At 36.3% G+C, this 13,514-nt stretch carries 7 protein-coding genes; 2 read left to right on the forward strand and 5 right to left on the reverse strand.

Translation table 11 applies throughout. From position 1 onward, the window contains the following. Nucleotides 1–504 precede the first annotated feature (504 nt). From gatB/aspS to ACFFU9_RS06135, 3 genes are read right to left on the reverse strand one after another with little or no spacing between them, the layout of a single operon-like run. Nucleotides 505–3,843: a bifunctional amidotransferase subunit GatB/aspartate--tRNA ligase AspS gene (gatB/aspS, locus tag ACFFU9_RS06125; RefSeq protein WP_379860515.1), complete on the reverse strand. Its 3,339-nt coding sequence runs from the start codon at nucleotides 3,841–3,843 to the stop codon at nucleotides 505–507. Further along, nucleotides 3,843–5,243 (reverse strand): amidase family protein, encoded by a 1,401-nt coding sequence (locus tag ACFFU9_RS06130; protein ID WP_379860516.1) that lies wholly within the window; start codon nucleotides 5,241–5,243, stop codon nucleotides 3,843–3,845. The genes gatB/aspS and ACFFU9_RS06130 overlap by 1 nt, the downstream gene beginning before the upstream one ends. 2 nt (nucleotides 5,244–5,245) lie before the next feature. Continuing rightward, nucleotides 5,246–5,515 (reverse strand): hypothetical protein, encoded by a 270-nt coding sequence (locus ACFFU9_RS06135; protein ID WP_379860517.1) that lies wholly within the window; start codon nucleotides 5,513–5,515, stop codon nucleotides 5,246–5,248. A 497-nt stretch (nucleotides 5,516–6,012) separates the two neighbouring features. Here ACFFU9_RS06135 and gyrB point away from each other — a divergent pair, with 497 nt between their 5' ends. After that, nucleotides 6,013–7,962, forward strand: coding sequence for a DNA topoisomerase (ATP-hydrolyzing) subunit B (gyrB, locus tag ACFFU9_RS06140; RefSeq protein ID WP_379860518.1), 1,950 nt, complete (start codon nucleotides 6,013–6,015; stop codon nucleotides 7,960–7,962). Between the two features lie 130 nt (nucleotides 7,963–8,092). On the opposite strand, the gene ACFFU9_RS06145 is transcribed toward gyrB, so the two are convergent. Next, nucleotides 8,093–11,269 carry a PAS domain-containing protein gene (locus tag ACFFU9_RS06145; protein WP_379860519.1) on the reverse strand — a complete coding sequence of 1,059 codons (3,177 nt, stop codon included), beginning with the start codon at nucleotides 11,267–11,269 and terminating at the stop codon, nucleotides 8,093–8,095. A gap of 8 nt (nucleotides 11,270–11,277) precedes the next feature. Next, nucleotides 11,278–11,724: a response regulator gene (locus tag ACFFU9_RS06150; RefSeq protein WP_379860520.1), complete on the reverse strand. Its 447-nt coding sequence runs from the start codon at nucleotides 11,722–11,724 to the stop codon at nucleotides 11,278–11,280. A gap of 474 nt (nucleotides 11,725–12,198) precedes the next feature. On the opposite strand from ACFFU9_RS06150, the gene ACFFU9_RS06155 reads away from it, so the two are divergent. Further along, a complete protein-coding gene (locus ACFFU9_RS06155) occupies nucleotides 12,199–13,266 on the forward strand; it encodes an endonuclease/exonuclease/phosphatase family protein (protein WP_379860521.1) in 1,068 nt (355 codons plus the stop codon). The last annotated feature ends 248 nt before the right edge of the window (nucleotides 13,267–13,514 follow it).

Here is a 13,514-nt window from a genome sequence, read left to right on the forward strand (position 1 = left end):
ATAATAAATTGGTTTTTAAAAATTAAATTAAATGGTCTTTTTAAGACTTTAAAGCTTTTCTTAAGTTTCTGACTAGTATAAAAAAAAAGAGAAAGCATCAAAAATTTTTTTTCTTGAACGTTTCTCAATTGGTATTTAAGCCCTTGGCCTAAAATTTCCTAATGGACATGGTCTTATTTTGGAAAAAGAGAGAAAATTTCTAAAACATTGTCTTAATAACGGCGAATGTATAGAAATAATATTACAAATTATAATATTTATAGAATAATTCATATAATATTTTAAAAATCGCGTTTTATAAAAAGATGTTTTTCTTGGTTAAGAGAGTAGATGAAGTGTTGTAAAAGCCTGATTAATGTAGATAAAAGTAATCTAAAGCCTATGGAGTTTTGTGCGATTTCACATGAAAGCGGACGGGATACCATGCGTTTTTATAAAAAAAATCCCGATAGAAAACTATCAGGATTTTTTGGGGATACTGTATCCAAAAACATGTAAGCGGAATTATTTTTTCATGACTTTCACATTCATTTCTTCCACCTTTTTGTCAGATAAAAGGGAAGGGGCTCCAAATAGGAGGTCTTCACTGGTTCCTGTTTTAGGAAAAGCCATAACTTCACGTATCGATGCTTTTTTCTCAAGAATCATCATTAAACGATCTACGCCCCAAGCAATGCCACCGTGTGGAGGTGCACCATAATGGAACGCTTTGTACATGGTGCCCACACTCTTCATCATCTCCTCCTTATTATAGCCCATGTTTTTGTATGTGGCTTCTAATATCTCTGGTTTGTGTGCTCGTACAGAGCCGCCGCCAATTTCATAACCGTTCAATATCAGGTCGTATTGTTGTGCAATAATGCTGCCTATTTCCTCTTCCTTACCAGTCATGTGTTTCTCAATATCATAAATGGCCGGCATGGAAAAAGGATTGTGGGTAAAGGTCCAGCGGCCTTCATCTGTTTTCTCAAACATGGGGAAATCGACAACCCATGCTGGGCGCAGTTCCTTTGGATTAATTAAATGAAGCATGTGCCCTAATTCTTGTCGTACGGCATCCAATGCTTTATTTGCTGTAGCATAATCTGCTGCAGAGAAAAACACAATGTCGCCTACTTGAGCATCCATTGTTTTTATGATTCCTGCTGCAATATCTTCACCTAAAAATTTAATGATAGGCGATTGTAAGTCGTTTTCGTTTACAATAATATAGGCTAAGCCCCCTAAGCCATGCTGTTGGGCAAGAGCTGTTAGTTTTTCAATTTGGCCTTTAGATAAACGTTTGTTGCCTTGTTCTTCTGCAGATACTTTTATACATTTTACAATTCCGCCTTCATCAATAGGCTTGCTGAACACTTGAAACGTGGTGTCTTTTACAATAGCGGTAATGTCCTGTAACTGTAGGCCGAAACGTAAATCTGGCCTGTCGCAACCATATTTATCCATCGCATCTTGGTAGGTTATGACTTCAAAAGGACGTAAAGTCCACTTATTGCCATAAATGTTCTTCACAATAGTGTTAAACATATCTGTGTTCAAATCTATAATTTGTTGCATACTGGCATAGGCCATTTCCAAATCCAATTGCGTAAACTCTGGTTGACGATCGCCACGGGAATCTTCATCCCTAAAACAGCGTGCTATTTGGAAATATTTCTCATAACCACTAACCATTAACATTTGCTTAAACTGTTGAGGTGCTTGTGGTAGTGTATAAAAGGCTCCAGCTTGTTTTCGTGTTGGGACAATAAACTCGCGGGCACCTTCATCGGTTCCGGCGCTTAAAATAGGCGTTTCAATTTCCAAGAAATCTTGTGTATCTAAAATATCGCGCATCATTTTAATAACCTTGTGCCTATTTACAATAACACGGCGTACATCATCATTTCTGTGATCTAAATATTTGTATTGAAAACGAGTGTTTTCATTGGTTCTTGTGGCCCTTTTTATTTCAAAAGGAAGGGTTTTAGATAGGTTTAATATTTCTAGTACAGAAGCCTCTAATTCTATCTTTCCTGTTCGTAGAGCCGTGTTGTAATCATCTTCTTTACGCTGAACAATAGTTCCAGTAACCATTATAACAGACTCTGGTTTTAGGCGAACCAAATCGTCTAAATTTGGAAAAGATTCCCTGCTTAATCGTACTTGAAATACCTGAGTGCTAGAGTCCCTCAAATCGATAAAAATCAATTCTCCGTGGTCGCGCACACTGGATACCCATCCAGAGAAGGTTACTTTTTTAGAAATACTTTCGTCTGAAATATCAGAAATTACATGAGTTCTATATTCTTCTTTTATAACGATCGGTATCTGCGGAAGTACCTCTTCATCCTTAACTTTTATGGTTTGTTGGCCAGGAGCTTGTGGTTTCGTCTCGCTTTCATTTTCTAGCGTCTTTTTTTCGTTCCCTCCAGCAAGTGCTGCTAAAATCCCTTCGCGAATCACTTTTCCGGAAGCGCCTTTTCCAATAATGGCAATTACTTTTCCAACCAGAATACCGGCTTTCCCTTGGTTTCCTGTTTTAATATCTTGTGCAACAGTTTCATTTTCTGAAATCACTTTTAAAATAGCATCCTGTATTTTGTCTTCGGAGATAGAGTGGGTTTCAAAATAGGTCGTATAATCAAATTTAGAGTCTTCTAATAAAAACTTAATGGCATTCTGTGCCAACACTGGTGTTACCTTTTCATCTTTGAACAAGCTAAAAATCGCAATAAAATCTGAAATACGCTCAATACTTGTATAGTCTTCAGGTTTGATGGTGTTGGCTAGTGTTTTCGCAACAAAAGAAGGGTCCTTTATGGCATTGTTAATCGCTACAAAGGTTTCCGAACGTAACGAATCTGCTGTAAAGAACTTGGCATCTTGCGGTAAAACGCCACCTTTTATTAAAATAGACTCTACAGCAAACGGTAAACTGCTTACATCTACTGTGATGTTGTTTACGATGTCTTTTATGGATACAAAAGGCAAATCAGGTTCAGAAATATAACGGTAATCGGCCTCAAATTCCTTTTTACGCATGGTTTTGGTCTGCTTTAGATCAGCATCCCATAGCACGGTGGTTTGTTCGGGCCTAAATTCCTTATGCTCTAAGAAATAATGGAGTTGCTTTTCTACTTCTTCTTTTAGAGCATCAACCATAAACTTAAAGGAGTTCAGGTTTTTTATTTCGGTTCTTGGGTTTAGATCGTAGGTTCTTTTTTTGCGTAAAGACACAGAAACATCCGATTTAAACTCTCCTTTTTCAAGGTTTGCTTCACTTATTTTTAAATTTTGTACAATACGTTGGATGTATTGGGCATAGGTAGAGGCATCTTCAATATGCCGGATACAAGGTTCGGTAACAATTTCAATAAGTGGCACCCCCGCTTTATTAAAATCGACCAGCGATATTTTTTTCTCATGCATCAATTTGGCAGCATCTTCTTCAATGTGGACCTGTGTTAAATTGACTGTAAATTGGGAACCGTCATTTCGAAAACAAGACACTTCACCATCTGGTATGATAGGATGGTGAAACTGTGTAATTTGAATGTTTTTTGCATTATCAGGATATTCATAATGCTTTCTATCCCAGGAAATCACCTCGTTTTCGAAGGTTGAATTTACGGCTTTCCCAAAGTAAATAGCTTTCGTTATAGCTTCTTTGTTCAAGGCAGGTAAAACGCCCATTTGTCCTGTACATACGGAACAAATATTATGATTGGGAGTTTCTATTTCTTGGTTAGGACATGAACAGAATAATTTGGTTTTTGTGTTCAAGCGCACGTGGGTTTCCAAACCGATAACCATTTCAAGTTCGTGCTTTTTTAGTAACTCATTTATTTGCTCCAGTTCCATTATATCGTGTCTTTTAAGAAGTTAGCAAACTTCAAAACAAGTTCGTCATTATTTTTTGCGGCTGTAATCTGTAGGCCTGTTTCCGTACCCTGTGGCACTGTAATTGTTGGTAATTGCCCTAAACTAAAGCCAACGGTATAGCCATCAGACAGATACATGGTTAGCGGGTCTTTTAAGCTTTTGCCTATTTTTGGTGGCGTGTTTGGAGTAACAGGGGAAACTATAATATCGACATCGTTAAAGTTATTTTCAAAACGTTCAGAAATCGTATCTCTTAACGCTAAGGCCTTTAAATAGATATCGTCTGAGAATCCTTGTGATAAAACTTGGTTGCCTCCAACAATGCGGCGTTTAGATTCTTCTGAAAAATTCTCAGAACGGGTTACGGCATAAGTTTCTTTTAAGGTTTCGGCCTCAATTCTATTACCGTAATTGGTACCGTCCAATCGTGAAAGATTGGATGCCGTTTCGGCCATGGTTAATGTGTAATATGTAGAAACCAGAGTATTAGGGTCGAAGAAGTCCAAAGGTTTAACGGCAATGCCCTTTGCTTTTATTTTTTCAATAGCAGCTAAAAAATCAGATTTAATTTGTGGGTCAATGGCATCATTTTCAATAAAACTTTTAAAATAACCAATGGTTTTGATAGGTTCATGATTTAAAATGCTTTTTTCTGAAATAGTTTCCGAAGCATATGTCATTTGATCCTTAGTGTCTTTGCCACTCATCACATTTAATACAATCCTGATGTCTTCAATAGACTTTGCAAGAGGCCCTACACAGTCGGTAGATGAAGCATAGCCCATTAAACCATACCGAGAAATGCGTCCGTAAGTAGGTTTTAGTCCATATATATGGTTGTAGCCTGCAGGCTGACGTATAGAGCCGCCGCTATCGCCACCAATAGAGAACACGGTATAATCTTTTGCTACGTTTACAGCCGACCCGCCACTAGAACCACCAGCAACTAGCTCTGGATTTATGGCGTTTTTAACCGCTCCAAAAATAGTGTTTTCACTGGATGATCCATGACCAAAACTATCACAATTTTCTTTAACTAAAGGAATGGCACCTGCATCCATTAGTTTTTGGATGGCCGTGGCCGTATAGGCCGATTTATAGTTTTTAAGTAATTTGGAGCTTGCCGTTGTTAAAGTGCCTTGTACCATGTACACATCTTTAACCCCAAACGGAATACCTTCTAATAAACCTATGGTTTCACCTTTGGCTATTTTAGCATCCACTTTTCCGGCCAGATCCAATGCTAATATGTCTAGCAAACTATTGACGGTGTTATTGGTGTTTTGTTTTAATAAATCTAACCTTCCCTGCACCAAATCTGTACAGGTTATATCCTTATCCATCAATTGTTGGTGGATTTTATGTATTTGAGAGTCCATAATTATTCTTCTATCACTTTAGAAACCACTAAATAGCCGTTTTTTTCTTTTGGAAAGTTTTCAATGATGATTTGTTTTTCTAAAGCAGAACTTTCAATCACCACATCATCTCTCAAATCATTTAAAGACGCGCAATTATTATGAGTACTATTAAAAGGATTGGTATTTGTGGCATTGGCATTTTTTATCACATCAAATAGTTTGTTCACAGCCTCAGAGGGTTGTGCTCCTTTAATACTAGACAATATGTCTACGGTCATAATTTTACTCATGTCTTTTTGTTTGGTTTATAAGTGAAACTTTTAGGGTGGCAAAATTACAAAAAGTTTTAAGGAGTTAGGTATATGTAGGCTTGAAAGTTTAACAGACTAATATCCTTTAAAAAAGAAGAGGTATTAGCTGTTAAACAGTTCTATGTGGTTTATATGGGAAAGAGATCGTAATGAAGCCTATTTGAAAGCGTTCGTCTTTTTTTTTTGATGTTATGAATAAAAATGTAACCCTGAAATTTGCTCTTTAAGCTCTTTTTGATTTTTTTCCGGTGAAAACTTTTAAAAATAAAATTAAAAACTAATTTAAGGCTATTTATAGGCGATTTAAGGCAGTTTTTCGGAAATTAACAAATGTTGATAATTATCTACGAGCCTTAATTAAATGCTTTTTAGGCGTGATAATATTTTGTATATTTGTTACTATTCAGAAGCCCCGCGCCAGAGCGGGGCTTTGTGTTAAAACGATTGAAAAGCATTAAACATTATTTAAATATAATATGAGCGAAGCAAAAGAAGAATTTAATAAGGATAACTATTCAGCAGATAGTATTCAGGCGTTAGAAGGCATGGAGCACGTACGCTTGCGCCCGTCCATGTATATTGGTGATACGGGAACGCGAGGCTTGCACCATTTGGTTTACGAGGTGGTAGACAACTCTATTGATGAGGCCATGGCTGGACATTGTAATAATATTACTGTTTCCATAAATGAGGACAATTCCATAACCACAGAAGACGACGGTCGTGGAATCCCTATTGATATGCACAAAAAAGAAGGTGTTTCTGCTCTAGAGGTGGTGATGACTAAAATTGGTGCTGGTGGAAAATTTGATAAAGATTCGTATAAGGTTTCTGGTGGATTGCATGGTGTTGGTGTAAGTTGCGTTAACGCCTTATCAGAGCATTTAACAGCAACCGTTTATAGATTAGGCGAGGTATGGGAGCAAGAGTATGAAAAAGGGAAACCGATGTATCCTGTTAAAAAGGTTGGAGAAACTGATAAACGTGGTACTATCGTTACTTTTAAGCCCGATCCAACCATTTTTACCCAAACGGTAGAGTATAGTTATGATACTTTGGCGAGTAGGTTACGCGAATTAGCGTATTTGAATAGAGGGATTACTATTCATTTAATTGATAAAAGAACCAAAAAAGACGATGGATCTTTTGAGGGAGAAACATTTCATTCTGAGGAAGGTTTAAAAGAATTTATAAAATTTTTAGATGGGAATAGAGAGCCGCTAACGAAAGAGGTTATTGCTTTTGAAGGTGAGAAAAACGGGGTTCCTGTTGAAGTTGCCATGGTTTACAACACATCGTATGCTGAAAACCTGCATTCTTATGTTAATAACATTAATACACATGAAGGTGGTACGCATCTTTCTGGTTTTAGACGAGGGTTGACACATACGCTTAAAAAATATGCAGATGAATCTGGCTTGTTAAAGAATTTGAAATTTGAGATAGCTGGTGATGATTTCCGTGAAGGATTGACCGCCATTATTTCCGTAAAAGTTCAAGAACCTCAATTTGAAGGGCAAACTAAAACCAAATTAGGAAATCGTGAAGTAACAGCATCGGTAAGTCAAGCGGTTTCTGAAATGTTAACAGATTATCTCGAGGAGCATCCCGAGGACGCGAAAATCATTGTGCAAAAAGTGATTTTAGCAGCGCAAGCCCGTCACGCCGCTCAAAAAGCACGTGAGATGGTACAGCGTAAAACTGTTATGAGCATTGGCGGTTTACCTGGGAAATTATCAGATTGTTCTGAGCAGGACCCAACAAAATGCGAAGTGTTTCTTGTAGAGGGCGATTCGGCAGGTGGAACTGCAAAACAAGGACGTGACAGAGCATTTCAGGCCATTCTTCCTCTTCGTGGAAAAATACTGAATGTTGAAAAAGCGATGACACATAAAGTTTTTGAAAATGAAGAGATAAAAAACATATACACGGCACTTGGGGTTACAATAGGTACCGAAGAAGATAGTAAGGCTTTAAACCTTTCTAAATTACGCTATCATAAAGTGGTAATTATGTGTGATGCCGATATCGATGGTAGTCACATTGCTACTTTGATCTTAACTTTCTTTTTCAGATACATGAAAGAATTGATTGAAAACGGACATATTTATATTGCAACCCCACCTTTATATTTGGTTAAAAAAGGCGCTAGAAAGCAATATGCTTGGTCTGATAAAGAACGCGACGAAATTATTGCAGAATATGGCGATGGCTCAAAAATACAAAGGTATAAAGGTCTTGGAGAAATGAATGCTGAACAGCTTTGGGATACTACTATGAATCCAGAGTTTAGAACCATGCGTTTGGTGCAAATTGATAACGGGACAGAAGCCGATAGGATTTTCTCAATGTTAATGGGGGATGAAGTGCCACCTCGTAGAGAGTTTATTGAAAAGAACGCTGTGTATGCAAAAATTGATGCATAAAAAACACGGATCTTAGTAATAAAAAAGTCGTCTGGAAAATTATTTCAGACGACTTTTTTTATTTTTAAAATAAGCTAGGATCAAGAAGTGTTTATCAGTTTTAAAAAATAAGATATTGTAACGTGTAAAATTAAGGCGCAGGAATATAAATATCAAAAACAGCCCCTTCATTATGTTCACTTGTTGCAACAATTGCGCCTTCATGATTTTCTATTATTCTTTTTACAATAGCTAGACCAATACCCGTTCCTGCATAATCTTCCTTATTGTGAAGCCGTTGAAAAACTTCAAATATTTTTTTGTTATACTGTTGTTCAAAACCGATGCCATTATCAGAAAAACGGATATGACAATAGTTTTTATTATCCGATAATGTTTCGATTCCTGTTTTATGTCCTTTTATGTTTTCAGAATTAATTTCAATGGTTACCGCGTGTCCCGTTTTAACAAACTTAATGGAATTACTAATTAAATTAAGCATTACTTGCTTAAACTGAACGGGAATAACCTTAATGGCGCATAAGTTAGTTAGTTTAAAAGTAACGTCATTCTGTTCCAGCTCTTCGCTTAAGGTTTCTTTTACGTCTTCAATGATATCGATAAACTCAATAACTTCAAATTTTATTTCTTGAACATTGGTTCTAGAATATGCAATTAAATCTTGTATTAAATTTTGCATTCGGTGTGCCGATTTTTGCATTCTGGAAAAATGTCTTTTACCAGTGTCGGACAAGGTTGCATATTCCGTTTCTATAATACGGGATGAAAAGGTTTGGATCTTTCTTAAAGGTTCTTGTAAGTCATGGCTTGATATATATACAAAAGACTGCAACTCTTTATTCATTTTTTCAAGGTCGATATTCTTTTGCTGCAATTCGTTTGTTCGCATCTTCACCATATTTTCTAGTTCTGTTGTAAACATTTTTTGCTCTTGGATATCGGTGCTGCTTCCTACCCACATTTTTATAGTGCCACTGGGGTCTTTTTGTGGTACAGCACGGCTTAGTTGCCAGCGATAATCGCCATTGTGTTTACGAAACCTATGCTCTATTAAGAAGTCTTCCCCTGTGCGAATAGATTGTGTCCATTGTTTAATGTTTTCTGCTCTGTCTTCGGGGTGTACCATATCTAACCACCCGTTGTTGGTGAGGTGCTTTAAGGTAAAACCTGAATAATCAAGAACGGTTTGATTGAAGTAATTGAGATTCCCTTCAGGATCGGCCGTCCAAACCTGTTGGGGTATAGAGTCTGCCAAAAGACTAAACTTTTCTTCTCTATCCAGTAATTGCTGCTGAAAGTTTTTCTCTTCTGTAATATCTCTTACAGTTCCAAGAAGACGTTCTGGCACATGATTTTCGTCAAAAAACACTTTTCCCTTGGCGTCTATCCAACGTGTGGAATGGTCCTCCCAAAGGACTCTGGATTGATAACGCAAAGTGCCCGTTACAAATGCTTTTTCGAAAGCTTCTTTTCTAATAGGAAGATCATCTGGATGAATATGCGTGACAAGATCTTCATGTGTTAAATCTGCTTCGGGTGAAAATCCTAAAATTTCATAGCATCGATCGGAGACCACTATATCGTTTGTCTTTAAATTCACATCGAAAACACCAAGTTCACTAGCTTCAATAATTAGATTTAGCTTTTCTTCATTCTCCTCTATAATATGTTTGGCCTTTACCATGGCCGTTACTTCGGTAGCAATAACCATGATACCGGATATCGCGTTATCTTCTTTTAAAGGGTGATAAACAAAGTTATAATACCCCGTTTCTGTTTTACCACGACGATTTAAAATAACGGGGAATTCGTAACCATAAAAAGCATTGCCAGTTTTATAAATATCGGCAATAATGGGCCCCATCACTTCTTTGGTTTCGGGCAATGTGTCAAAAAGTGGCTTACCTACAAATTGCTCTTCTGTATGGTCTATTATTTGTAAATAGCTTTCATTAGCCATTTCAATAATATTCTCAAAACCTCGCAAGATGGTAATGCCAAGAGGGGCTTGCTTTACAACATCCCGAAAACGTCTTTCACTCTCCTCTACCTTCTGTTTGGCCTCAGTGAGTTCCGTTACATCTGCGGCAGTATTCAATACAGAAACAATGTTTCCTGAGGCATCCTTTAATGGGATAAAACTATAATTAAAATAGTGTCGTTTTAAACCTCCCTTTATCATGATGTCTATGTGCTGGTTTTTTGCGTGAAAGGGTTTTCCTGTACATAATACTGCACGAATTTGATTGAATATGTCTTGGTTTCCGAATTCGGGGAGGATATCGCTATATAATTTACCTACCATATCATACCCTTTTCCCCACGCGTCCATAATCGACTTATTGGCAAGAGCTATGCGCATATCTTTACCAACGTAAACACCTATTGGGAAAGGTGCATTTTCTACTAAGGCACGAATATTTTGTTCACTTTCCTCTATTTTTTTTCGAGCCAATACATGGTTCGTAACATCTTCTAGAGTGCCGTTTAATCGGTATGCTATATGCTCTTCATTAAACCATACCTTTCCTTTTGCATGAAGGATAATTTCTTTATTGGAGACCGCATTTATAATGGTGTACTCTATTTCGTAAGTACCACCAGAAGCATATTCTAACGCGCTTTTAATGGTTTCAATTAGCCGGTTTCTGTCTTTTTCTATTATAGCGTCGATCGCATGGGTAAGTTCTATTGAATCCTCAGGAAGCAAACCGAACCAGCTTTTTAAACGCTCATTTCCTAAAAATTTATTGGTTAAAGGGTTGTAATCAAAAGTTCCCAATTGAGCAGCGTCTATAACAAATTCCAGTTCATTTTTTTCAGCTTGTTTTTTTATGGTGGTTTCTTTAATTGTAACCAATATGCCTCCTACTTCTCCCGATGCTAACCTTATAGGGCTATAAGCAAAATCAAAGGAGCTGTCTTCCGTTTTTCCATTCCGGTTTAAAGGCACAATAAAGTCTTCATGGCAAATGGCTTCTCCTTTCATAACATTAGCAAACATGGGACCAATGATATGCCAGATTTCGGAAAACGTTTCCTGAGAGCTTTTTCCTAAAGCCTGAGGATGTTTGTTAGAACCTAAAATGGGGCAAAAGCCATCATTATAAATTTGAGTATAATCTTTGCCCCATGCTATGTACATGCCGAACGGGTTATTCAGCATAACGCTTACCATGGTTTGTAAACTTTGCGGCCATGTTATGGGGTCGCCTAAAGAGGTTTTGCTCCAGTCTTTAGCGCGGATAAGTTTGCCCATTTCTGCGCCTCGCTCTAAAAAAATATGTTTCGTTTTGTTAGTATCCATGGATAAACTTAAGATTGAATAATAAAATGCTCTTTAGAAGACTGTTCAGAATTAATATTGGAAAGAAGCCCTATCGCTTTTTTAATTACCTTCTTTATATTTGTAAATTCTACCGGCTTTTGGATATAATGAAGGGCACCCATGTGATATAAATGAAGTGCTACAGTTTTATCTAACGAAGTGGAATAAATGATTATAGGAATGTGTTTTAAAGCATGATTTGCTTTTATGTCTTTGAGGCATTCTATTCCCGATTTTTTAGGCATGTTAAGATCCAGAAAAATTAGGTTTGGGAGGTGGGTGTGTTCTTTTAGTAGAAAATCCATAAGGCTAACACCATCATTTAAAATTGTGAGTTTTAAAATGTGCGGTATTTCATCTGTAGCTTCTTTAAAGAAATCACAATCGTCCATATCATCATCAGCAAGTAAAAGGTGAAGCTTTTGTTTTTCCATTTTATAACCATTTAAGACCAGCTATAAGGTCTTGTTTTATGTTCTTACAACATTATCATTTTTATTTCAATTTAAAATAAAAAATGGAATGTTTTTTTAATTGTTATAAGTCTTATTGCTAGTGTTTTCACTTGCGTTGTGGTGTTGATGGTTGTTTTTTTTAACTATAATTCACTAACACAAGAAAACAACGTAAAAGCGCCATACAATATTCGTTCTCTTCGCCTGAAAATGAATAGGCAAAAATAATAAGGACTTTTCATTAATTACGAATTTAAAAATAAATTTTAAAACATAATTATTGAGGTTTTTTTAAAGGGAACCTTTCTCGACTTTAGAGATTACGTTCTAACGATAGCACTCTGTAAGCATTAATTTGTATGATGTTAACGATCAAAACCAATAAGATTTTATTTATCATGGATTTTTTAATTAATCTTTGTAGATTTAATTCTTTAAAATCAAATTGTATCCATGTCCACCATTGAAATCGTTACTTTATTTATAAATGTTTTTTTCTGCCTGCCGAGTATAGCCTCCGTTACGAAGTTTGATTATTGGTGGATTCGAGGATTTGATTTTCCTAGAATACAGATTTCTGTTCTGATTTTGTTAAACATCATACTGGCTGGTTTTGTGTACTCGTTTATGCAGCCTTGGCATTTCTTTATGTTAGGAATATTAATCATGTGTTTAATTTATCAGCTATCCCTTATATTTCCGTATACGGTTTTAGCTAAAAAACAAGTTTTAAACTACACTGGAAGCGAGAATAAAAACCAAATAAGCATTTTGGTTAGCAATGTATTGATGACTAATCGGGAGTATCAAAAATTAATCGATCTAATCGAATTAAAAAAACCAGACTTGTTTTTAACTTTAGAGTCAGATGAGGGGTGGGAGCAGGCTTTAAACAAGCTTGAAGATACTTATAAATATTCTGTAAAGGTTCCCTTAAAAAATTTATATGGCATGCATCTTTATTCTAAATTGGCTCTAGAGGATATGGAGGTACATTATTTGGTGGAAGAGGATATACCTTCCATTCAAGGCTTTGTGAGACTGGAAAATAATCTCAAGGCAAAAATACATTGCCTGCATCCTAGGCCACCTAGTCCTAACGAAAGTAAAACGTCGACACATAGAGATGCAGAAATTTTACTGGTTGGAGAGTCTATTGAGACGAACCCAAAACGCACTTTAGTATTTGGTGATCTAAATGATGTGGCTTGGTCTAGAACGACTAAAATATTCCAGAAAGTTAGCGGTTTGTTAGACCCAAGACGAGGTAGGGGGTTTTTCAACACCTTTAATGCTAAGTATTTGCTTATGCGTTGGCCTTTAGATCATGTTTTCCATAGTGATGATTTTACATTGATAGATATCTCTCGAGGAAAAAATATTGGGTCGGATCATTTTCCTATGTATATAAAGTTAAATTACGCTCCAGAAAAAAAAGAGGAACAGGATAAGCTTCCTGTTACAGAAGAGGAAGAGGAGTGGGCTAAAGAAAAAATAGAAAAAGGGATGACATCTTCTTAATGCTAAACATCTATAGTTTTAATGCGTTTTTTGATTCAATTGAGTTGATAAGGTTTTGTCTTACTAATGCAAATCAAGGGTTGAAAAATAAACGATAAGAAAGCAGTAGCTGTTTTCCCAAAAGTAAGGACTAGAAATTTTTAGTGACACTATCCTAAAATCTGTGTAAGTTCAAAATTTCAGGGTTAAATTATTTATAGTTTAATCCTGTTTTCAAATATAGCTAAAAATTGGTTTAGTATAATTCC

The organism is Mariniflexile ostreae (genome assembly GCF_042427585.1).
Lineage (GTDB): Bacteria > Bacteroidota > Bacteroidia > Flavobacteriales > Flavobacteriaceae > Pseudalgibacter > Pseudalgibacter ostreae.

Bases quoted from the DNA above. Each gene is read 5' to 3' on its own strand.
- gatB/aspS (WP_379860515.1), bottom strand. From the start codon at position 3,843: ATGGAACTGGAGCAAATAAATGAGTTACTAAAAAAGCACGAACTTGAA.
- ACFFU9_RS06130 (WP_379860516.1), bottom strand. From the start codon at position 5,243: ATGGACTCTCAAATACATAAAATCCACCAACAATTGATGGATAAGGAT.
- ACFFU9_RS06135 (WP_379860517.1), bottom strand. From the start codon at position 5,515: ATGAGTAAAATTATGACCGTAGACATATTGTCTAGTATTAAAGGAGCA.
- gyrB (WP_379860518.1), top strand. From the start codon at position 6,013: ATGAGCGAAGCAAAAGAAGAATTTAATAAGGATAACTATTCAGCAGAT.
- ACFFU9_RS06145 (WP_379860519.1), bottom strand. From the start codon at position 11,269: ATGGATACTAACAAAACGAAACATATTTTTTTAGAGCGAGGCGCAGAA.
- ACFFU9_RS06150 (WP_379860520.1), bottom strand. From the start codon at position 11,724: ATGGAAAAACAAAAGCTTCACCTTTTACTTGCTGATGATGATATGGAC.
- ACFFU9_RS06155 (WP_379860521.1), top strand. From the start codon at position 12,199: ATGTCCACCATTGAAATCGTTACTTTATTTATAAATGTTTTTTTCTGC.